Annotated in this window: 23 protein-coding genes, 1 other RNA gene and 1 riboswitch; of the genes, 11 read left to right on the top strand and 13 right to left on the bottom strand. The window is 63.4% G+C overall.

All coding sequences use genetic code 11. The features are described 5' to 3' along the window. Positions 1–174: 174 nt before the first annotated feature. The 11 genes from ACIQF4_RS02370 (at position 175) to ACIQF4_RS02320 (ending at position 8,944) form a co-directional block, all read left to right on the top strand. Complete coding sequence (locus tag ACIQF4_RS02370) at positions 175–723, top strand: DoxX family protein (RefSeq protein WP_400514140.1); 549 nt, start codon at positions 175–177, stop codon at positions 721–723. A 6-nt stretch (positions 724–729) separates the two neighbouring features. After that, entirely contained in the window at positions 730–2,118 is a 1,389-nt protein-coding gene (aroA, locus tag ACIQF4_RS02365) for a 3-phosphoshikimate 1-carboxyvinyltransferase (RefSeq protein ID WP_400514139.1), read from the top strand. Then, positions 2,102–3,217, top strand: coding sequence for a ribosome small subunit-dependent GTPase A (gene rsgA, locus ACIQF4_RS02360; RefSeq protein WP_350001686.1), 1,116 nt, complete (start codon positions 2,102–2,104; stop codon positions 3,215–3,217). Before aroA ends, rsgA begins: the two co-directional genes overlap by 17 nt. A gap of 47 nt (positions 3,218–3,264) precedes the next feature. Continuing rightward, complete coding sequence (gene hisN / locus ACIQF4_RS02355; RefSeq protein ID WP_231455085.1) at positions 3,265–4,077, top strand: histidinol-phosphatase; 813 nt, start codon at positions 3,265–3,267, stop codon at positions 4,075–4,077. Between the two features lie 159 nt (positions 4,078–4,236). After that, positions 4,237–4,350: riboswitch (SAM riboswitch) on the top strand. 34 nt (positions 4,351–4,384) lie between these two features. Continuing rightward, complete coding sequence (locus ACIQF4_RS02350) at positions 4,385–5,842, top strand: aminotransferase class V-fold PLP-dependent enzyme (protein ID WP_350001688.1); 1,458 nt, start codon at positions 4,385–4,387, stop codon at positions 5,840–5,842. A 76-nt stretch (positions 5,843–5,918) separates the two neighbouring features. Beyond that, positions 5,919–6,677, top strand: a complete 759-nt coding sequence (locus ACIQF4_RS02345; RefSeq protein WP_350001690.1) for a class I SAM-dependent methyltransferase — start codon at positions 5,919–5,921, stop codon at positions 6,675–6,677. A 49-nt stretch (positions 6,678–6,726) separates the two neighbouring features. Further along, the gene (locus ACIQF4_RS02340; RefSeq protein ID WP_231455088.1) at positions 6,727–7,455 is read left to right on the top strand and encodes a metal-dependent transcriptional regulator; all 729 of its coding nucleotides are present in this window, start codon (positions 6,727–6,729) and stop codon (positions 7,453–7,455) included. After that, entirely contained in the window at positions 7,452–7,880 is a 429-nt protein-coding gene (locus ACIQF4_RS02335; protein ID WP_350001693.1) for a CrcB family protein, read from the top strand. The genes ACIQF4_RS02340 and ACIQF4_RS02335 overlap by 4 nt, the downstream gene beginning before the upstream one ends. After that, positions 7,877–8,290: a CrcB family protein gene (locus tag ACIQF4_RS02330; RefSeq protein ID WP_350001694.1), complete on the top strand. Its 414-nt coding sequence runs from the start codon at positions 7,877–7,879 to the stop codon at positions 8,288–8,290. The genes ACIQF4_RS02335 and ACIQF4_RS02330 overlap by 4 nt, the downstream gene beginning before the upstream one ends. 58 nt (positions 8,291–8,348) lie before the next feature. Further along, on the top strand, positions 8,349–8,717 hold the full coding sequence (locus tag ACIQF4_RS02325; protein ID WP_350001696.1) for a hypothetical protein: 369 nt from the start codon (positions 8,349–8,351) through the stop codon (positions 8,715–8,717). Positions 8,718–8,809: 92 nt separating this feature from the next. Beyond that, positions 8,810–8,944 carry a hypothetical protein gene (locus ACIQF4_RS02320; protein ID WP_350001697.1) on the top strand — a complete coding sequence of 45 codons (135 nt, stop codon included), beginning with the start codon at positions 8,810–8,812 and terminating at the stop codon, positions 8,942–8,944. A 251-nt stretch (positions 8,945–9,195) separates the two neighbouring features. Here the strand turns inward: ACIQF4_RS02320 and ssrA are convergent. The 13 genes from ssrA to ACIQF4_RS02255 all read right to left on the bottom strand — a co-directional run bounded on the left by ssrA (position 9,196) and on the right by ACIQF4_RS02255 (position 21,382). Beyond that, positions 9,196–9,564: a transfer-messenger RNA gene (gene ssrA / locus ACIQF4_RS02315) on the bottom strand. 73 nt (positions 9,565–9,637) lie between these two features. Beyond that, the gene (smpB, locus tag ACIQF4_RS02310; protein ID WP_050054575.1) at positions 9,638–10,111 is read right to left on the bottom strand and encodes an SsrA-binding protein SmpB; all 474 of its coding nucleotides are present in this window, start codon (positions 10,109–10,111) and stop codon (positions 9,638–9,640) included. Positions 10,112–10,195: 84 nt separating this feature from the next. Beyond that, positions 10,196–11,644: a peptidoglycan DD-metalloendopeptidase family protein gene (locus ACIQF4_RS02305; protein WP_350001698.1), complete on the bottom strand. Its 1,449-nt coding sequence runs from the start codon at positions 11,642–11,644 to the stop codon at positions 10,196–10,198. 26 nt (positions 11,645–11,670) lie between these two features. Continuing rightward, a complete protein-coding gene (gene ftsX / locus ACIQF4_RS02300) occupies positions 11,671–12,585 on the bottom strand; it encodes a permease-like cell division protein FtsX (protein WP_350001700.1) in 915 nt (304 codons plus the stop codon). Next, positions 12,582–13,361: a cell division ATP-binding protein FtsE gene (ftsE, locus tag ACIQF4_RS02295; protein ID WP_400514138.1), complete on the bottom strand. Its 780-nt coding sequence runs from the start codon at positions 13,359–13,361 to the stop codon at positions 12,582–12,584. Before ftsE ends, ftsX begins: the two co-directional genes overlap by 4 nt. A 180-nt stretch (positions 13,362–13,541) precedes the next feature. Then, complete coding sequence (gene prfB, locus ACIQF4_RS02290) at positions 13,542–14,657, bottom strand: peptide chain release factor 2 (RefSeq protein ID WP_400514137.1); 1,116 nt, start codon at positions 14,655–14,657, stop codon at positions 13,542–13,544. Between the two features lie 118 nt (positions 14,658–14,775). Next, positions 14,776–15,222 (bottom strand): pilus assembly protein TadG-related protein, encoded by a 447-nt coding sequence (locus ACIQF4_RS02285; RefSeq protein WP_400514136.1) that lies wholly within the window; start codon positions 15,220–15,222, stop codon positions 14,776–14,778. Then, positions 15,219–15,608, bottom strand: coding sequence for a hypothetical protein (locus ACIQF4_RS02280; protein ID WP_400514135.1), 390 nt, complete (start codon positions 15,606–15,608; stop codon positions 15,219–15,221). The genes ACIQF4_RS02285 and ACIQF4_RS02280 overlap by 4 nt, the downstream gene beginning before the upstream one ends. Positions 15,609–15,720: 112 nt before the next feature. Next, complete coding sequence (locus tag ACIQF4_RS02275; protein WP_400514134.1) at positions 15,721–16,065, bottom strand: TadE/TadG family type IV pilus assembly protein; 345 nt, start codon at positions 16,063–16,065, stop codon at positions 15,721–15,723. An 84-nt stretch (positions 16,066–16,149) separates the two neighbouring features. Beyond that, the gene (locus ACIQF4_RS02270) at positions 16,150–16,395 is read right to left on the bottom strand and encodes a hypothetical protein (RefSeq protein WP_400514133.1); all 246 of its coding nucleotides are present in this window, start codon (positions 16,393–16,395) and stop codon (positions 16,150–16,152) included. A 309-nt stretch (positions 16,396–16,704) separates the two neighbouring features. Further along, positions 16,705–19,545, bottom strand: a complete 2,841-nt coding sequence (locus ACIQF4_RS02265; RefSeq protein ID WP_400579830.1) for a class I SAM-dependent DNA methyltransferase — start codon at positions 19,543–19,545, stop codon at positions 16,705–16,707. Between the two features lie 224 nt (positions 19,546–19,769). Then, the gene (locus tag ACIQF4_RS02260) at positions 19,770–20,069 is read right to left on the bottom strand and encodes a hypothetical protein (protein WP_400514131.1); all 300 of its coding nucleotides are present in this window, start codon (positions 20,067–20,069) and stop codon (positions 19,770–19,772) included. Further along, a complete protein-coding gene (locus tag ACIQF4_RS02255; RefSeq protein WP_400514130.1) occupies positions 20,069–21,382 on the bottom strand; it encodes a phage major capsid protein in 1,314 nt (437 codons plus the stop codon). Before ACIQF4_RS02255 ends, ACIQF4_RS02260 begins: the two co-directional genes overlap by 1 nt. Positions 21,383–21,596: the final 214 nt, after the last annotated feature.

Genomic DNA, 21,596 nt, shown 5'->3' with positions numbered 1-21,596 from the left:
CCGGCGAGCTCCTTCGGCCGGCACCTGCATGCTGTAGCCCATGATTTCGCTGCGGCAGCGCGTTCCGGATGCGTCATGAATAACCTCATGCCTTCGGCAAATATTCCCCAAAAGTGCAAGACTAGAACGGACTCCGCCGCTTTCGACGCGGTTCGTCCATCCAGGAGGAAATCAATGTCCTTTTTCCGCACGCTTGCCCGCCCCATGCTGGCCTCCAGTTTCGTCATCGCCGGAGTGGATAAGCTCAAGAACGCCGATGACACAGCGCAGCAGCTTTCCCCGCTGCTGCGCAAGGCGGCCGCGTCCCTGCCCTTTAAGTCAGATGAGAAAACCCTGGCCCGCGTCATCGGCGGAACACAGGTGGGCGCCGGCGTGCTTTTCGGACTGGGCAAATTCTCCAGGTTGTCGGCCACGCTGCTCACGGTGATCTCCCTGTTGAACACCTTTGTTGAGTGGCGGAGTGCGGATATCAGCACCAAGGAAGGGCGGCAGAACCGCCGTAACCAGCTGCTCAAGAACCTGTCCTTGAGTGGCGGCGCCCTGCTGGCGTCCGTTGACACAGCCGGCAAGCCAGGTCTGGCCTGGCGCGCGGAACACCTCGCCGCAGACGCCCGCAAGGGTGCCTCGCACCTGGCAGCGGACGCACGCAAGACAACCAACAAGAAGCTCCACAAGGCAGACAAGGTTGTACGGCGCGCCGTGGAACAGGCCACGGGGGCATAACAACGCATGACCGCAGCAGCCGACGTCCGGGATGACTCCGGAATGCATGTTCCCCACTGGCCGGCACCCTTCGCATCCCGGCCCGTCGACGCCACCGTCACGGTTCCCGGTTCCAAGTCCCTGACCAACAGGTACCTGGTTCTTGCCGCTTTGGCCGACGGACCGTCCCGCCTCCGCGCACCCCTGCATTCGAGGGACTCAGCGCTCATGATCGAGGCACTCCGGCAGTTGGGCGCCACCATTACGGAGGTTCCCGGCGACGGTGCCTTCGGGCCCGACCTGGAAGTGGTTCCGCTGGACCCGGATGCAGCGTCACCCCTTACAAGGATCGACTGCGGGCTTGCGGGTACGGTTATGCGGTTCGTTCCGCCGCTGGCTGCGCTGCGGAACGGCGAAAGCGTGTTCGACGGCGACCCCCACGCCCGCAAACGGCCGATGGGAACGATCATCGAAGCGCTCTCTGCGCTTGGCGTCGCTGTTTCCGCAGAAGGGGGCGGCACGCCGTCGTCCCTGCCCTTTGTGGTGGAAGGCACTGGTGAGGTCCGCGGCGGCCACCTGGTCATCGATGCCAGTGCATCGTCCCAGTTCGTTTCGGCGCTGCTCCTGGTGGGCGCAAGGTTCACCGAGGGCCTGCACCTGGAACATGTGGGCAAGCCGGTGCCCAGCCTCGACCACATCAACATGACCGTGGCAGTCCTGCGCGGCGCCGGGGTTGCCGTTGATGACTCAGTGCCCAACCACTGGGTGGTCAGCCCCGGCCCCATCCGTGCCTTCGACCAGCGGATCGAGCAGGACCTGTCCAACGCCGGCCCCTTCCTGGCCGCTGCTTTGGCTTCCAGGGGAACGGTGCGGATCCCGGGCTGGCCGGACGAAACGCAGCAGGTCGGTGACCTCTGGCGCAACATCCTGGCCGCCATGGGCGCCCAGGTGACCCTGCACGACGGCGTCCTCACGGTCACCGGCGGCCCCCACATCAAGGGCGGAGACTTCGCGGACACCAGCGAACTCGCGCCCACCGTAGCCGCCCTGTGCGCGCTGGCCACGGGCCCCTCCCGGCTCACCGGCATCGCACACCTGCGGGGACACGAGACCGACCGGCTCGCCGCGCTTGTGACAGAGATCAACCGCCTGGGCGGTGACGCCGAGGAAACCAGCGACGGACTGGTGATCCGGCCCGCAAAGCTGCATGCCGGCGTCGTCCACAGCTACGCCGACCACCGCATGGCCACCGCGGGGGCCATCCTTGGCCTCGCCGTGGAGGGCGTCCAGGTGCAGGACATCGGCACCACAGCCAAGACCATGCCGGATTTCCCCCGGCTGTGGGCAGGCATGCTGGCGCAGAACAGTCCTGCCGAAACAGCGCCGGAAGGTTCCAGCGGTGGCGCGGAGCACTGACTCCTGGGATGAATCGGACGTCCGGATCCGGCCCAGCAAGAAGGGCTCCCGGCCCCGCACCAAGGACAGGCCCAGCCATGACGACGCCGTCACGGGGCGCATCATTACCGTTGACCGGGGCAGGTACACCGCTGTGGTGGGAGAGGACTCGGGCGACGAAAGGATAGTCATTGCTGCCCGGGCCCGGGAACTCCGCCGGAATCCGGTAGTCGCAGGAGACTTCGTCTCGCTGGTCGGCGACGTCTCCGGGGAGCCGGACACCCTGGCGCGCCTGGTAAAAATCCAGGACCGCAGGACCCTGCTGCGGCGCAGCGCCGACGACACGGACCCCGTTGAACGGGCAGTGGTGGCCAATGCCGACCAGTTGGTGATTGTGGTGGCAGCAGCCAATCCTGAACCACGGACCGGCTTTATCGACCGTGCCCTGGTGGCCGCGTACGACGCCGGCATCGATCCGATCCTGCTGGTCACGAAGGCGGACGTCAAAGACCCTGCGGAACTGCTGTCCAACTACACCCACCTGGACTTTCCCGTGATCATCAGCCGGACCGCCGATGCCAGCGCTTCCGGCATTGATGCCCGTTCGGATGACGGCTTGTCCGCCCGGCTGGACATCTCCGCCGTTGCCGAGATGCGCGGCCACCTGGACGGCAAGGTCACCGTGATGCTTGGGCATTCCGGTGTTGGGAAGTCAACCATGGTCAACGCGCTGACCGGGGCGGAACGGGCTACTGGCGGAGTAAACGCCGTAACGGGGCGCGGACGGCACACGTCGTCGTCGGCCCTTGCGCTGAAGCTCGCGGACGCGCCGTCCGGAAGCTGGATCATCGACACCCCCGGCATCCGCTCCTTTGGCCTGGCGCACGTGGATCCCGACCGGATCCTCCGTTCCTTCCCGGACCTCTCCCCCGGCATTGAAGACTGCGAGCGCGGATGCAAGCACACCGCCGCCGCGGTCAACTGCGGGCTGGACGCATGGGTTGGTGCGGGGCACGCCGGCCCCACCGGAGCAGCGAGGCTGGGGTCCCTGCGGCGCCTCCTCGGCACGGACCCGAGGATGGAAGCCCAGGAGGCCAAGGAACTGGGCAGCGTCACCTGACGGGCCCGCTTCCCGGCAGAACGGCGCGCAGACGGTAGTTTGGAACCATGATCCAACCCGCTTCGAGCTACAACGATGACCTGCGCCTGGCCCATGTCCTGGCCGATTCCGTGGATGACCAGACCATGAGCCGCTTTAAGGCCCAGGACCTCCACATTGAGACCAAGCCGGACCTGACGCCCGTCACCGATGCGGACAAGGCAGCCGAGGAAGCCATCCGTGGCCAGCTCTCCCGCTCCCGTCCCCGCGATGCCGTCCTCGGCGAAGAGTTCGGCAGTACGGGGCATGGGTCGCGGCGGTGGATCATCGACCCCATTGACGGCACCAAGAACTTCGTTCGGGGCGTCCCGGTCTGGGCCACCCTGATCGCGTTGGTGGATGAGGGCGAACCGGTGGTGGGCGTGGTCAGCGCGCCTGCCCTCGGCAAGCGCTGGTGGGCCGCCAAGGGCATGGGAGCCTACATGGGGCGTTCCCTTGCCGCGGCAACCCGCCTCCGGGTGTCCAATGTTTCCAGCCTGTCCGATGCTTCCCTCTCCTACTCGAGCCTCGGCGGCTGGAAGGAACGTGGAAACCTTGATGAATTCCTGGGGCTTACCGAGGACGTGTGGCGGACCCGTGCCTTTGGCGACTTCTGGTCCTACTGCATGGTGGCAGAAGGTTCCGTGGACATCGCTTGTGAACCTGAGCTGAATCTCTACGACATGGCCGCGCTGGTGCCCATCGTGGTGGAAGCGGGGGGCCGCTTTACGTCGCTGGAGGGCGAGGACGGTCCGTTTGGCGGGAACGCCCTGGCCACGAATTCCATCCTCCACTCGGAGGTCCTGCGGCGCCTGAACCCGAACCTGGACGACCTGCTCTAGTCCAGGCATTACGAACAATCGACGGCGGACGCCCCCGAAAGGCTGCGCCCGCCGTCGTGATCTTCGGTTCAACCGCCCCTTTTCAACCGCGCGTAACAAAGTCCTTAACATTCCAGCGGGCTTTTAACCTTCGCGGCCCATGTTCTACGCTCTTAACCAGGTCACGAGTGCCAGCGCAAAACCCCGGTTTGCTGGCCGGCAACCCTCCATTCGCGGTGGGGTGCCCCGGGTGACGACCAGGCCGGTCCGGAAGGGATGCGGCAAGCGCGGATTCCTGCACGGAGTCCTGTTTTGAAGTGAGGTCTCTGTGACAACTGCCACCGTCTCCCCCAACGCCGCTTTCTCCAGCAAGGCCGCTCTCCAGCATCAGGCCGTTCCGCGGGAATCGTCAGCGCTCTTCGACCAGTGGCAGGCCGCCGCAGGCCGTCCGCTCGCTGCCGTCAGCGGTGCCGAGATCCAGGCTCCGCTGATCCACGGCGGCCACGTCCGGTACGCCAACCTGGATTATGGCGCGTCCGCTCCCGCCCTCTCGGTGGTGTCGGCCTACCTCAACGAGATCCTGCCCTTCTACGCCAGCGTCCACCGCGGTGCGGGTTACGCCTCCCAGATCAGCACGTCGGTCTACGAGAATGCCCGTGCCATCGTCCGCGACTTCGTAGGCGGCCGCCCGGATGATTCGGTGATCTTCACCCGGAACACCACCGACTCCCTGAACCTGCTGGCGGGCTGCCTGCCGGCCACCGATGGACGGCCGGCCGGCGACGTCCTGTACCTCGATATTGAGCATCACGCCAACCTGCTTCCGTGGCAGGGCGTCCCCCACCGCAGCATCGTGGCAGCAGATACCATTGCCGGAACCATCGACGCCGTCCGTGCGGAACTGCAGCAGGGCGGCGTCAGCCTGCTGGCCGTGACCGGTGCTTCCAACGTCACCGGCGAAATCCTCCCCATCCGCGCCCTTGCCGCGCTGGCGCACGAGCACGGGGCACGGATCGCTGTGGACGCGGCCCAGCTGGCACCGCACCGGCGCGTCAACATCACCGCGGACGACGTCGACTACCTCGCCTTCTCGGGCCACAAGCTGTACGCACCCTTTGGTGCCGGCGTGCTGGTCGGCCGGCCGGACTGGCTCGACGCCGGCACACCGCACCTCGCAGGCGGAGGCGCCGTCAAGGAAGCAAGGCTCGACGGCGTCAGCTGGGCAACCGGTCCGGCCCGCCACGAGGGCGGATCACCCAACGTGCTCGGTGCGGCGACGCTGGCCCGTGCAACGCAGGTCATCGCGGAGCTGGACCAGGACCGCTGGCACGCCCACGAATCAGCCATCCGCTCCTACCTGGTGGAAGGGCTGCAGGAAATCGACGGCGTGACGGTCCACCAGATCTTCAAGGACACCAACCCGGACACCGACACGATTGGCGTGGTCAACTTCTCCGTTGAAGGCTACGACGCCGGCCTGGTGGCCGCCTACCTGTCGGCCGAACACGGGGTGGGCCTGCGCGACGGCCGGTTCTGCGCGCACCCGCTGCTGAAGCGGCTGGGCCTTCCGTCCGGTTCCCTTCGGGCCAGCTTCGGCGTCGGCTCAAGGCTGGAAGATGCGGAGCGGCTGCTGGCTGGCATCCGGGACCTTCGGAGCAAGGGCCTGGGCTGGGACTATGTGGTGGACGCCGGCCGCTGGGTTCCGGCCAATGACAACCGTACGTACCCCCACTGGGCGCCCAACACCCCGGGAACAGCCGGCGCCGCGCCCTGCCTCGACGACTGACCTGCGGCTGGCGCCCTGCTGCGGCCCATGCGGTAAATTCGGAGGAACTAAAAGTACCGGATGAAGGAGGCCGCACGTGGCACGGGGTGGCCCACGGCTGGATCACGGCCGGCGCCGGGAGCTCGGCCTGAGTTTCCAGGACGGCGGCAAGCACTACCAGCAGGTGCGGCCGGGGTATCCTGCCGACTCAGCGCGCTGGCTCGTAACTCCCGCGGCCCGCGATGCACTCGACGTTGGCGCCGGCACCGGCAAATTTACTGAGCTGCTGCTGGGCATGGGGCTGTCCGTCACGGCGGTTGACCCCTCAGCGGACATGCTCAGGCAGTTGGCCGAGCACTATCCTGCCGCCACAGCTGTCCTTGGCACCGCAGAGGCGACTGGCCTGCCCGACGAGGCCTTCGACGTCGTTACCGTAGCCCAGGCCTGGCACTGGTGCGACGCGTTGAGGGCGAGCACGGAACTTGCCCGCGTCCTCCGCCCTCACGGAACACTGGGACTCGTCTGGAACCAGCTGGACACGTCGGTTTCCTGGGTCCACCGCCTGTCCAGGATCATGCATGCCGGGGATGTCTACAAACCCGGCCACCGCCCGCTCATAGGACCTGAGTTTGAGGCGCTGGAGGAGCATGTCACGCACTGGCAGGACTCCGTGACAACCGCAGACCTGATGGAACTGACGAAATCCCGCAGCTATTACCTGCGCGCTGGTGAGGCCACCCGGGCGAAGGTGCTTGCGAACCTTGACTGGTACCTCCATGACCACCTCGGCCACGGGCCGGACGAGGTACTGGAGCTGCCGTACCTGACGCTGTCGTGGCGGGCGGTCAGGGCATGAGCGGCTGGCAGCCCCCGTGTGGGCAAGGGCAGCCGGTAGGCTGGATCCTGTGAAGACCAGCGCGCCCTCCTCCTCCATTGAGGACTACGTCAAGGTCATCTATTCCTTCACTGAATGGCAGGACAAACCCATCACGTCCTCCCAGCTGGCCCAGCGCTTGGGGGTGGCGAACTCATCCGTCTCAGAGATGGTCCGGAAGCTGAAGGACCAGGGCCTGGTGGACCACAAGCCGTACAGCGCCATCAGGCTCACGGACGCGGGCCTGCAGCTCGCGCTCTCCATGGTGCGCCGGCACCGCCTGATCGAGACCTACCTCGTCCAGCAGCTGGGGTACAGCTGGGACGAAGTCCACGATGAAGCGGAGCTGCTCGAGCACGCCGTCTCGGACACCTTCATAGAACGCGTAGCGGCGAAGCTGGGCAACCCCCAGCGGGATCCTCACGGTGATCCGATTCCGACGGCGGACGGCACGGTCTTTATGCCCCGCGCGCACCTCATGGGCGAGCTGGACCAGGGCCACACGGGCCGGATCACCCGGATCAGCGACGACAACCCGGAGCTGCTGCGCTACCTTGCGGCCGAGGAGATAGACCTCGATGCCGAGGTGGAGGTGATGGGGCGCAGGCCGTTCGGGGGCGCCCTGATGGTGCGCGTCCGGGATTCAGGGCGTACGCGTGATTACGACCTGGCCGATGAGATCACGTCGGCGCTGTGGGTGCACAGCGACCGGCCCCATCCAGGCTGCCTCCTGGGGGATGCCGGGTTGCCCAAGGCATGAGCGGGCTGAAGATTTCGTGGGCACCCAGGGCTGGAGCCTGGCTGGCCGTTGCTGCCGGCGGCCTGGTGGGGACGGAACTTCGCTATGGCCTGGGGCTGGCCTTCCCTGAGTTTCCCGGATCGTTTCCCTGGACCACCCTGTGCATCAACGTGGCCGGCAGCTTTGTCCTGGCCGCCCTGACCACCGCGTGGATGGCCCGCCCGCACACCCCCTTCTGGTTGCGGGCAGGGCTGGGGCCGGGCCTGCTGGGGTCCTTCACCACGTTCTCCGCTGTGGTCTTTTCTTTGGACCAGCTGGTGAGGGCGGGGCAGCACGGAGTGTGGACTGGGTATCTCGCCCTGTCCCTGGTGCTGGGGCTGGCGGCGGCTGGCCTTGGGTGGCGGACAGGAAAGATTATTGGCCGCCCGTCCCGGAGCCGTCAGTGATTACCGCTGTCCTGGTGGGAGTTTTTGGGGTAACCGGCGCCCTCCTCCGCTTCGGCATTGACAGCTGGTTTGCCCACCACAGCTCCAGGCGGACTGTCCGTGCCGGCGGCCGGAACGGCCCCGCGCGGCTGCATTGGCCTTGGGCAACACTGCTGGTGAACGTGGCAGGATGCTTCATTATTGGCGCCGCCCACGGCCTTACAGCAGACCTGGGGCTGGAGGCAGAGTGGCAGGCCGGGCTGACCACCGGCCTGGCCGGCGGGCTCACCACCTTCAGTTCGTGGACCACGGCCACGGTGCGGCTGGTGGCCGAAGAACGCCTCGGATCTGCCGCAGTGAACATTGCCGCCAACCTGGTCCTCGGCCTCGCTGCGGCCGCCGCGGGGATCGTCCTGGCCACCTGGGCATAGGAAGCGCGGCCACGGCCGGGAAGCCCTGATTTGGTGGGCTCCCGTATCGTGGATGGTGATGATTAGCAGACGCGACGCGGCCATTGCCCTTGACGTACCCATGGAGATGGCACAGCGCCACGGCCTTCCAAAATGGCTGACCGAGGCTGAGCTGGGTGAGATCCTGGACAACCCGCCGCCTTGGCTGGTCCAGTCCCGCGCGAACCGGACGGGCAAGCGGCCCGTCTGGGTCCACCTTGAATGCGCGGTGTGCGGCTACGAGGAAGCGGCCCGGCCCAAGAAATGGTGGCCGGACTTTACCTACGTAATCTGCGGCCACCACCGTCCGGACGAGGTGCCCGCTGCCCGTTCAGGCTTGGTCCGGAGCGAGTTCGACGGCGTGGGCACGCGCTTCGTGGGCATCGCGGACGTGCCTGTCCCGGACTGACTTCCTGCTGCTCCAGGCCATTACATTCGGGGCCGAAAAGGCGTACTTTACGAGGAGGGACGCAGCCCGTCCCCTGCCGTAAGGAGCACGCCATGCCGGACAAGACACCCCACCAAAACCTGGCAAAAAAGCCGGTCAAGACCATCAAGGAAAAACGCGCCGAAAAGAAGGCGAAGCACCCTGAAGCCGCCCTGGACCCGGTGGCTCACTTGAAGAAGCGCCGGTAGTCCTGCCGCCGGTTGGCTTGGGTTCCATGCCGGCAGCCGCTGAAGGTGACTATGGTGCCAGGGGTGGTGACACCGTCCCGACCACCCTCATGACCGCCTCCGCATGTGGGCCCGGCGGGACGTCGTCGAGCTCTTCCGGAGTGTGATCCGTGCTGCCGGCCCATGGCATGCGCTGACCAACTGGTTGTTAAGCACCGAAAGACCCGGACGCAGTGTCCGGGTCTTTCGGTGCGCCTTGCGGCATTTTCAAAATGTGGAGATGGGGGGAATTGAACCCCCGTCCGATGTCGTGTTGTCAGGGCTTCTCCGGGCGCAGTTTGCGTCGGATTTTCTCGGCCCCAGCCATGCTGCAAACAGCTGGCTGATCCGGGCCCAGTCATCTAAAAGTCCCGTTCACCCCGATGACGGAGGTGGACAGCAGTGGCTATCTAAATGACGCCAGGATCCGGGGCGATAGCAACCTCGGGCTGACGGACTGTCTTACTGCTTAGGCAGCAAGAGCGAAGTCAGTGCGCTTAGATTCGGCACTTATTGGTTTGCAGACAGCGTTTACGAGATAATTCTGCATCCTCGGCCCGCTTCACCTGTCGCGACTAACATCGTCGAAACCGATCATCCCCATATTCTTTTATCAAACCGGCAGGCTGGCCCACCGGACTATTAATCATAACGCACCTGCGCAGAAAAACATTCCTAGCGGCGACGGTTGCGCTCCCGCATCTCACGCTGTGCTTCGCGGTTGTCCTGCTGCTCGCGCAGAGTCTGGCGCTTGTCGTACTCCCGCTTGCCCCGGGCCACACCTATTTCAACCTTCGCACGGCCGTCCACAAAGTAGAGCTGCAGCGGGACGATGGTGTAGCCCGATTCGCGCACCTTGTGGGAGATCTTGATGAGTTCCTCACGGTGCAGCAGGAGCTTGCGGCGCCGGCGGGCCGCGTGGTTGGTCCAGCTTCCCTGGTTGTACTCAGGGATGTGGATGGCCTCCATCCACAGCTCGTCGTTGTAGAAGGTGCAGAAGCCGTCCACCATGGAGGCGTGGCCCTCGCGCAGGGATTTCACTTCCGTGCCCATCAGCGCGATTCCCGCCTCGTAGGTATCCAGCACGTGGTAATCGTGCCGGGCCTTGCGGTTGGTGGCCACCACTTTACGGCCACTTTCTTTAGGCAAGGGAAAGCTCCTCAGTGTAAATGGGTTGTCCTCCGGGCCAGCCGGCGGGGAGTCATACCAGTGTACGGCAGGTCAAAGAAGGTGCTACAGCAGCCTCATCGGGTCCACCGGGCTGCCGTTCAGCCAGGTTTCGAAGTGGGCGTGGCAGCCTGTGGAGTTGCCCGTGTTGCCGGAGTAGGCAATCAGTTGACCCTGTGAGACCCGCTGGCCGTTGGAGACCACGATGCTGGCGTTGTGGTAGTAGATGGTGTTCAGGGTGTTGCCCTCGATGAGGCCGTGGGAGATTTTCACGCGCCAGCCGCCTCCGTCGCCGGAGTTCCAGCCGGAGCTGAAAACTTCCCCGGCCGCTGCCGCGTAGACCGGTGTGCCGCAGGCCGCGCCAAAGTCCAGCCCGGTATGCATGTACCCGCCCTGGCCGTAGAAGTCGATGGTTCCAGGCGGGGTGGCCCGCCACCCGAAACCGGACGTAATGGGAACGCTGCCGTCAAAGGGGTGCCGGAGGCCGAAGGCCGACGGCGAACCTACCGGCGGCATGAATGACTGCGCCGGAGGGGCTGGCGGCGGCGGCTGGTTTCGCGCTGCAGCTTCTGCTGCTGCAGCAGCCGCGGCAGCCGCGGCGGCTGCTTCAGCCTTCCTGCGCTGCTCTGCTTCCCAGGCCTCGCGCAGCCTGCGGTCACGCTCCTCGATCTCGGCAGCCACCGCATTCTGGCTGGCCTGGACGCCGGCCAGCTGCGACTGGATCCCCGGCTTGGCTGCCTGCAGCTCCGCGTCCAGGCGGGTGGTGTCAGCGATGAGTTTATCGACCTGCTCCTTCTTCGCGGCCGCTTCGTCGCGCGCTGCTTTCTCACGCTCCAAGGCTGCATCAGCCTTGGCTTTGAGGTCCTTGATCTCGGCCTCAACGGCCTGGAGGCGCGCTTCAGAGTTCACGTTGGTGGCGCTCTGCTGCGAGAGCTTGTCCATGGCAGCGTTCTGGCTCCGCATGGCCTGGTCCGCCAGGTCCATGGTTTCGGTGAGGCTGCCGCCGTTGTTGGAGCCGAAGAAGAGGGACAGGTTGGACGGCACGCCGCCGGACTTGTAGGCCTGCGTGGCAATCTGGCCGATCAGCTTCTTGGTGTCGGCAATCTTCTGCTTGTCCGATTCGAGCTGCTGCGTGATTTTGGCCTTGTTCTGCTGGGCCATGTCAACGCGTGCGGAGAGCGCCTCGACTTCCTTGACGGCGCCGGCAACTCGGCCCTGCGCTTCAAGGAGTGCCTGCTGCGCACCGGGAAGTTGCCCTTGGTAGATCACGAGGTCGCCGGCTGCCTTTGCGATGCGCGAATCAACGAATTCCAGGGACTGCTGGACACGCGAGGCCTCAGCTTCGAGGGCTTTCTGCCGGTCCTCAAGCTCGTCAGCGAAGGCCGCCGGTGTGGAGGATGCCAGTCCTGCGGCGAGGACGACGGCCAGCACACCACTGAGGAGGCTGGTGCGGGGCGCTGCACTGCGCGCGCCGTTTCGCCGGGAGCGGGAAGCGTTTTTGTCCGGTGAGTTCATGGGCATTCCTTGTTTGGTTTGCATACCTAGACGCGAAGGTATCTGCGTAAGGTCAAGAGAGACGAAATTCCAGCCAAGGATGCACCAAGGATTAGCAGCGCGGGAACCAGGATCAGCGTCTGGCCGGAGGATATGAAGGCGGTGTCCGGGTACTGCTGGGACATGAACTCGCCGAGGAAGAAGTGTGCCACGGCCCAGAGGGTTGCTGACGCCAGGGCAGCGCCGATCACCGCGGCAATGACCCCCTCGAGGATAAACGGCAGCTGGATTACCGTCTTGGACGCGCCCACCAGCCGCATGATGCCGGTTTCGCGGCGCCGGCTGAACGCCGAGAGCCTGATGGTGGTGGCGATCAGCAGGATTGCGCAGACGATCATAACCCCGGCAATGCTGACTGCCACCAGGGAAGCGCCGTTCATGACCGAGAACAGGCGCTCAAGCAGCTGGCGCTGGTCGATGACAGTTTCCACTCCGGGCTGGGAGGAAAAGGTCTCGCTGATGATCTGGTACTTCTCGGGATCCTTCATGTTGATCCGGAAGGAAGCCGGCAGCTGGTCCGGGGTTACCGAGTCCACGATGGGCGAGTTGGAGAACTGGTCCTTGAAGTGGTTGTAGGCCTCCTCCTTGGACTCGAACTGGAAGTCGTTGACGTATTGCGACACGGCGGGCGATTCCAGCAGTGTGTTAAGGCTGGCCTGCTGTTCGGCGGTGACCGGCCCGCTGGCGCAACCTGCCGCCGTCGAGCCCTCACTGCACAGGAAGATGGCCACCTGGACTTTGTCGTACCAGTAGCCCTTCATCTGGTTGATCTGCATCTGCAGCATGCCCGCTGCGCCCACGAAGGTGAGCGAGACGAAGGTGACCAGGATGACCGAGACCACCATGGAGAGGTTGCGGCGGAGTCCGCTTCCGATCTCACCGAGGATGAACGCGAGCCTCATCGCTTCCCCTCGCCTTCGCCGGGAAGTCCTGCTTCGGGGGTGTCCCGCCCGCTCGCGTCCTTGAGCCTGCGCGACTGCCCTACTACCGGAATCATCGAGGTGTAAAGCGCCTTTGCCTCGTCACGGATCACCACGCCGTTCTTGAGTTCAACCACGCGTTTGCGCATTTCGTTGACGATGTCGTCGTCGTGCGTTGCCATGACCACGGTGGTCCCGTTTTGGTTGATCTTGTCCAAGACGCCCATGATGCCCATTGAGGTGGTGGGGTCAAGGTTTCCCGTGGGCTCGTCGGCGAGCAGGATGCCGGGACGATTGACGACGGCGCGGGCGATGGCGACGCGCTGCTGCTCACCGCCGGAGAGCTCGTGCGGCATGCGGTGTTCTTTACCTTCGAGGCCCACGGTCTTCAGGACCTCGGGGACGGTATCACGGATGACGCTTCGGCTTTTGCCGATGACCTGCATGGCGAAGGCGACGTTTGCGAAGACGTTCTTCTGGGGCAGGAGCCGGAAATCCTGGAAGACGACGCCGATTCCCCGGCGGAGCCTCGGCACGCGCCAGCTGGAGATCTTGGCGACATTCTGGCCGGCGACGTAGACGGCCCCGGATGTTGCCCGGTCCTCCTTGAGGACGAGCCGGAGGAAGGTGGATTTGCCGGAGCCGGATGCACCGACCAGGAAGGCGAATTCGCCGCGGTCAATCTCAAGGCTGACAGCGTCCAGCGCGGGCCGGGCTTTCTGGTCGTACACCTTGGTGACATTTTCGAATCGGATCATGGCCCTAAGTACCCTGCAGGGCATGGCTGATTCTGATGCAGCCCAGTTCTGCAGCCGGTGCGCGGGTTTCGTGTGGGGGAAGTAGGGCCCCGGCCCCTCGACTATACGCAGGAGTTCCCGCGTATCGCACTGCTTTCAGGAGGCGTGTCGCCGGATCAGCGTGACTGGGCCGGTGTGGGCCTATTTTTCTGCGTTGCGGTTATCCGTGCGCCACCGGATTCCGGCGTCGATGAAGTCGTCAATTTCGCCGTCGAACACGGCCGAGGTGTTGCCTACTTCGTGCTCGGTCCGAAGGTCCTTCACCATCTGGTAGGGGTTGAGGACGTAGGACCGCATCTGGTCACCCCAGGACGCCTTGACGTCGCCGGCCAATGCCTTCTTTTCGGCGTCCTCCTGCTCCTTCTTGAGCAACAGCAGCCTGGACTGCAGCACCCGCATGGCAGCCGCCCGGTTTTGCAGCTGCGACTTTTCGTTCTGCATTGAGACCACGGTTCCGGTGGGGATGTGGGTGAGGCGGACGGCGGAGTCCGTGGTGTTGACCGACTGCCCGCCGGGCCCCGACGAGCGGAAGACATCCACGCGGATCTCGTTGTCCGGAATTTCGATGGAGTCCGTCTGCTCGATCAGCGGGATGACCTCCACAGCGGCAAAGGACGTCTGCCGCCTGCCCTGGTTGTCGAAGGGGCTGATCCTGACGAGCCGGTGGGTGCCCGCCTCGACGCTGAGGGTTCCGAAGGCGTAGGGTGCCTTCACCTCGAAAGTTGCGGACTTCAAGCCGGCTTCTTCGGCGTACGAGGTATCCATGACAGTTGTGGGGTAACCGTGGCGCTCCGCCCAGCGGAGGTACATGCGCATCAACATCTCGGCGAAGTCGGCGGCGTCCACGCCACCGGCCCCTGCACGGATGGAGACGACGGCTTCCCGCTCGTCATACTCACCGGAGAGCAGGGTGACCACTTCGAGTTCCTTCAGGGCCTTCTTGATGGACTCGAGCTCTGCGGCCGCCTCGCCCATCGAAGCGGCGTCGTCCTCGTCCTGTCCCAGCTCCACCAGGACTTCGAGGTCGTCGATCCGGGCGGCGAGCTTATTAAGGCGCTCGAGTTCGGACTGCTTGTGCGAGAGCTTTGACGTGATTTTCTGCGCTGCCGAGGGGTCGTCCCACAGGTCCGGCTCGCCTGCCCGCTCGCTCAATTCGGCGATGTCTTCCTTAAGCGTGTCTACATCAGAGACCCGCTCAATGGAGTCGTAGGTGGCGCGAAGGGCGCGGATTTCAGCGGAAAAATCAATATTGGCCATGGTTGTTTAAGCCTACGCTATCCGGCAAAGCCTTCGGCATGGACTGGTTTTGCTGCCTTGCGGGGCCGCGGGCAAAGGCACCCCGGCACCGGTCGTGAGGCCCCCGCCGGGCGATCGTTCAGCGCGTCAGCCGTGAGCGTGCCGTTGACGTCGCTTCTATCCGTATACCGTCCGGCACCAGGAAGTTGACCACCGGAGGGTGGACAGCAGCAGTCAGCACCACGACGGCGGTGGAACCATCGGGGCTGCCCGTTACCCCGGCGACGGCGAGTCCGCTGAATCGCTGGGCAGCAGGGCTCCTTGAGACGAAGTCCGCCGCGACGTTCCTGACCCTTGCCGGGTTCAGTGTTGCAGAGGGACTTCCGCCGTGCGCGTCCACGTCGCCCAGGGTGTAACTGTCCGCTGCCGCCAAGGAGGCGCCGTCAGCGAGCGAAAGCAGCCGCTTGTGTTCCAGGTACACAGAGGAAATGCCGATCACCACAGTGGTGACCAGCAGAGCCAAGGTCACGTAGCCGAGGATCATGACCATCATCTGGCCGTCTTCGTGGCTGGTCCTGGCGGTCATCGGAACCTGCCCACCAATTGTGTTGCGGAGGCCTCAACCTCGCTGGCGGTCAACCGGAGGTCATTGTTGAAGGGTGCAAACGGCAGGGGCACCGACAGACTTACCGTGATGGTCACCGCGGTGCCCGGAGCTTGGCAGTCTGCGGGCTCGCATGTCGTTGAGATGCTTGCCTTGTCCGGCTGGTGGCCGAAGTCGGCAAGAGCGATGGACACCGCCTGTTCGGCGGCAGCCTGTGCCGTCGATCCGTCAGGCTGGGAGACGTAGACCTTGGCCGCCTGGTCAGCTGCTCCCACCACGGCAAAAGAGCCGCCCTGGATTTGCCCCACGGTAATGACAAAGTAAACCAGCGGGACCATAAGCAGGAGGGCAAGAAAGGTAAACTCCACGACGGCACTCCCCTGTTCATGTTCTGCCCCGCCTTCCTGGCCACTGCCTGCTGAAGGCGGCCGAAGGCACAGTGCTTGGGCCAGCCTGCGTTTCAGGAACAGCGCGCAGAACCTACGGCTGCACGGCGGCATGGCCCTTCACCTCCAGCATGTCCCGGGGACCTATGAGCCCGATGACCGGCATCGGCGCCCGCACCGTCACTTCCAGGGTGCGGAGACCTTGAACGGTCACTTCGCTGGTGCTCACCTGTTCGGCAAATCCAGCCGTCAGCGCTGAGCCGATCAGGCTGCGTGTCCGCTCTTCGGCGTCGGCTGGTCCCCTGTCCGCGAGGGTTCCGTACCTGGCGCCTGAGGACGCAGCATCGATCAACGTGTTGCGCACGTGCAGGATCAAGGTCAGCTGGATGATGGCCAGGAAGAACATCGCGAGGAGTCCACCCACTAGGACAAAATCCACGACCGCCGAACCCTGCTCCCGCGCCGAGGGCAAGCCGCGAACCCTGCAGGCCTGGCTTGTCGGGCGGGAGGACCTCGACACGGGCTAGCTTCCGACCGTATCCATCGCCTGGTTGAACATCGACTCCAGCGCCGGTCCGGCAAGTGCCAGCAGCGCCGCCACCAGCACAGCCGACATCAGGGTGATCATGACCCATCCAGGCACATCTCCCCTTTCATTGTGGTTGTCACTGTGGTTCCCACCGCGACGGACTCCCGTGCAAAGGGCAGTGCCCAGGGCGGTGTTCACAACAAGGAGCAGGGATGCCCAGCGAGTTCCCATCATTTTCATTTCCCGTCCTATTCCTGGTTCGGTTCTTCGATCGATATGCATTCCGGCTCCACTGGTTGTCCCTAAAACCCCAGGTTGATGGCCGCGAGCCCTGGGAAAACGGCAAACACCACAGTCAGCGGGAGCACGCCAAAAACAAGCGGCACCCCGGTCGTGCATCGCTTACAGTTCTTTTCCCGCGCGCCTGGTTCGGCCAGAGCCGCGGGACCTGTCAGAGGTGGCCCACGAGAATCGTCGGATCCTCTTCAAACAGAAGCGCCGCTGTTGGACTTTGGTGGGTCAACAGCGGCGCTCTGCGTGACGCGCTTCCTAGTAAGCCAGTGACAACCTTTCGCTTTCCAGCAGCAGCTCTTCGTGGTTGGTCAGCTTGGCATATGAACGAAACAGGACCTTTTGCCTGTCTTCGACAGTTGAGAGGGGGGCTTCTGTCCTAAAAATCTTGTCCACGGCCCGATCAACTGCCTGGTGCGCCTTCACAAGCTCCAAAGGCATAGCCAGCGGATTATAGAGGTCCGCCAAGCAGACTCCTGGATGGTTTTCTCGGGCCTTTATGACGAGTTGCGCTGCCGCAACCACTGCATCACGCTGCTTCTGAGTCGCGGCAGGCATCGGGAAGGTGTTGTAGGTATACGTGCTGGAGAAACGGAGCCGCGTTTCCAGTCGACCTCCAATAGCTTTCATCCATGCAATGAACATAGATGAAGACAGGATGCCCAAGCCGTAACCGTCCGGGTCCGAGGCAATACAGTTGGCGTCGCCCGTTATGGTGCTCGGGTCCGTGTATTTTGCGAAGAAGTAGGGGCGGCGTTCCCCAACGTGCCGCGGGATTGCCAGGTACTTGGCTCCCAGGTCGAATTTGTCGCTAGGTGCAATAATGCCGAACCGCTGCGGCGCGTCGGCAGCCTCTCGCGTAGCCTTGTTGGTCCTGCTCAATCGGAAGTCCCTCACCCTGCCTAAGCGCTCTTGGAGAAATGCGCTTGAAGCTACGTCCGCCGGGTTGAAATTCAGCATCCATAAACACCATCGAGGGGTGTCATACAGCAACTCACTTGCCCCAAGGAAGGGTCGAACATACTTCATCACAACGGGGTCAGTAGACACCCGGTCGTAGTCGTCCTGGTTGAGAAATAACCCACCTCCGTCAATGGCGCGATGGCCCAGGATCGCTGGAGGAAGCCCTGGGTGCAACGGCCCCTCCTTTTTGCGAGCCCTGACAAGAATGTTTGGTCCGTCGATCAAATAGGGGTTGATCCGAGTGGCTTCCACTGGCACGCCATCTCCGCTGCCTCCCTCTGAGTATTCCCAGAGCACCGGCTTGGGCGACTTCTTCCTGTCGAAACCGACAATTGAGACCGTAACCCCTGCTTTACCTCTTGCCTCTGAGTCCCACTTCAGGGAACGATGTGCGAAGCGGCACCGCCAGTTAGCATCAAGTATCGGTCGCCACAGGTCTGCCACCGGTTCGCCTTGGCAGATGGAGTTAGTCGATACGAACGCCCACTGCCCATCAACGTCACCGTAAAAGTCGAGGGCCTTTTTGTACCAAGCCGTGACGAAGTCGAAGTTGGCGTTCAGGTCCTTCTTCCATACCGCCTCCATGTCCTTTCTCTGGTCTTTAGTAACAGTCCGTGCGCCATTGAATGGCGGATTTCCGAAGACAATAGTGTCTTTGGTGGCAGGAACGACTTCCGCCCAATCTTGGTGCAAAGCATTCACGTTACGGATATCTGCTGTGATGGTAATTGGCAGGCGTTCGGGCATCTCTCCGAACTCTTCTGCAAACTTGAGATTGGCCTGGTGGTCAACCATGAAGAAGGCAGCTTCCGCAATTTTAGCTGGCCACTCATCAATTTCCAGCCCGTGGAATTGTTTGGGAGAAACCCGCAATAAGTGAACGTAGTCGATGGCCGCCATGACGCTTTGTCCGGTGATGTCCCGCAGCTTCAGCATCACTTCAAGCTCAAGATCCCGCAGCTCCCTGTATGCAAGAAGCAAGAAGTTACCGCAGCCGCAGGCTGGGTCCAAAAACTGGAAACGGCCAAGCGTCTTGTGAAAAGCTTCCAAGGCGGTCTGGTTAGTCCCGCATGACAAGAACTTTTCGCGGAGATCGTCCAAGAAGAGGGGGCGGATAGTCTTGAGGATGTTTTCCTCTGAGGTGTAGTGCTCCCCCCCGGCCCGGCGTTCTTCATCGTTACGCACGGTCTGGAACATGGAGCCGAAGATTGCTGGGCTAATTTGCCCCCAGTCGAACTCACTGGCTTTGAGCAGCTTCCCCCGCATCTCCGGGCTAAACGACGCGATCCCCACATGTTCGCTAAACAGCCCGCCGTTTACGTACGGGAAAGCATTCAGCGCGTCATCCAAATGTGGGGAACGCTTGTCAACGGCCCTATCCAAAACCTGGAATAACGAGGCTAGCTGCGGGCCGGTATCCGTGCCGTCAGGAACTGTTCGCTTGGAAATGAAGTCATGGAACTGGCCCCGCTTCCACAGCCCAGTGTCGTCACCAAAAAACAAAAAGAGCAGGCGCACCATCATGACCGACGTCTCATGCTCGTCGTATCCAGTTGACGCGAGTTCCTCATACAGTTCACCCATCAAGGCAACTGCCTTCTGGTTCGCCTTTACTTCTGCGGCGATGATCTTGTCGCGCTGATCCGTAAGGAACCCAAATCTATCGATCTCTTTGGCGAGGTCAACGGTTTCGAAGGTTTCCGTGGTGGTAGTACCGTCGCCGTCCAAACGCTTTATACGAATGGTTCGGAAATCGGACATGACAAGGGCGCGAGGGAGTTGATGGTTTGGAATGTTCGGCAAGTAGTCCAGAGCCTGGAAAGTGGCCTTATCCAGGTCCTTGCCTTCGGATTTCTGCTCCACCAACAAAATCCCTGGCCAAAACATGTCGATGAAACCGATTTTGTTCGTCGATGACTTTGTTACCGCGTGCTCAAAGGAAGCGTTTACGCGCTTTCGATCAATGCCGAAAACCGTGAGGAAGTCGTTCCAGAAGGACTGCGACTCACCTTTCTCGTACTTAGTACCCTTCCAACGCGTCGCAAACTTCTGCGCTCTGCGCCTAACCTCATTCCGAGAAAGTGCCTTTTCCATTTGAGAGTTGTCCCCCTTGTGTGTTGCCTGCGGGCTGTCCATTCAACCCTCGCGCCTCAGTGTAGATGTCGCGGGATACATCCTGGCTCGACGACACAGACAAGTGGCCTCAGCCCGCCTAATGGATCGGACCGAGGCCACTTATGGTTGTGGGCGCTGACGGGTCAATGGGCTGGAAGTGAGGGAGAGCCCTAGCCGCCATCGTTCCCCCACCCGCCCCGTGTCCCTTTTCAGGTCAGCGGGCGGGGGTGGCGTTGACGCCCTTCTCAGCGGCCCTTGACGGGCCGCTTGCCTTTCGCTTCCGCTGGCAGGCCCTGGAGGACCGCCAGCATCCGCTGCTCCTTGGCTGCCTGGGCAGCAGCCGCCCACTCGGGCAAGGCTTCGCCTGGCACGAACACCACCTCGTTGCCCGTTTCCGGGTGCGTGGTGTGCAAGAAGTCCAGGGCAATGCCGTACCTGTTGCCACCGCTCGTTGTCAGCGCTGGACCGCTTTCGGGTACGGCCACGGCCGCTGCCTCCTCAGGTGTCAGTCCGGCGTCTTCCAGGCGATCCGTTTCGCGGCTCATCACAGTGCTCCCTGGATTGCCTTGTAGACGGAGAACGCTGCGGGGCGGGCCGGTGCGACGTCGCCGCGCCAGTGGGCGACGATGCCGATCTGCCCATACTCTGCGTACCGCTCCGTCAGCACCTGGATGGTGATGCCGAGGCGCTGGCCGATGAGCAACTGCGTCCAGTCCCCCACGAACAGGTCCGTAGCCCGGTTCGTCATCGTGCCCTGCGTGTAGCTGGGCAACTGGTTCGAGGTGTACTGCGGGATGGACTCCACAGCGGCAGGCAAGCGCAGCGGCTGCCCCGTCGTGTCATTCGCTCCCGCGTACTGGCGGGAGAGCTTGGCGTTCCAGATCAGCCCGTTAGGCTCCTCGTTGCCGTAACGCACCTTGTAGATGGCGTCCAGCACCTCGTTGTAGTACGTCGCCGCAGTCTGCGCCGTACCGTTAGCGACGCCGCCCAACACGTTGCCCGCCAGTGTCGCGTTCAGCGAAGCAAGCACACCGCGAGGGTTCGGCGGGGTGGGCAGGTTGATTGAGCCGGCCCCGGAAGTAATGCCGCCATAAAGTGCCACCAGGTCGAGGCGCGAAGCCATTGCCTGGGCAATTGCGTTCTTGACGATCATGTCGCCGTTCTGCGAATCCTGGAACCACTCCAGGCTGCCGATGACGAGGCACGACATGTCCTGCGCGGTCAGCGTCACGTTATCCAACGTCGGGTCGCTTGGCGTGATCAGCGAACCTTCCGTGCGGAAAGCGGCCGTCGGGTCCCCCGTCAGGCGGCCAATCTTCACCACGCCCGCCTCCATCGGCACGATCTGCGCCCCGGCCTGGAGGACAGCCGACTTGTTGCGGGCAAGGTCGATCAACTGCGCTGACCACACCTGCGGCACCACCGCAGCGCCGCCCGACAACGTCACCGCGCGAAGCTGATTGGCCAGGTTGCCAAAGGTGGCAACCGCAGCCTCTTCCTGCGCAGATTCATTCGCCCGAGCAGCGCGCACCACTTCGTGGTTCAGGTAGCTCTCACCGGAACGCACGGCAGCCGGTGCGCCAGTGGCAAGGTTCACGAACTCGCCGCCACGGGCTTCCTTACGGCCGCCGCCGTTCATCTCACCGAGGGCTCTCTCGAGCACGCTATCGGTTTCCCGCTCATCGACCAGCCGCTCAATGTGCTGAGCCAGCGACCTAATGTCCTTGTCGTACTTGTCGTACTCGGCCTGCTCGGCAGGTGTCAGCTCACGTTTCTCGGCCGTCGCCTTGTCAGTGACTGCGCGAGCTGCCGTCATGAGCTCGTGCTTCCTAGCGGTCAGTTCCTGAATGTATGTCATTGTGTGTACCCCTTTCTAGGGTCGGCGCAGCATGCCAAACATGGCGCCAGGCAAGAAGGAATGATGGGGGAAGCAGAAGCAGATTTCGCCTCAACGCCGCGCCAGTTTGGCGAGTCCGGGTGCGTTGCGCGCTGCCCGGCAGCGGAAGCTCTGCGCTTCTAGCGGCTCCAGTGCTTTGCCGACGGGGTTCTGACCGGGTGTGTTGCGCACTGCC

It is taken from the genome of Pseudarthrobacter sp. NPDC092202, from assembly GCF_044755505.1.
Lineage (GTDB): Bacteria > Actinomycetota > Actinomycetes > Actinomycetales > Micrococcaceae > Arthrobacter.
Note: the sequence above shows the minus strand (reverse complement) of the source record. Positions and strands in the feature narration are given on the sequence as shown.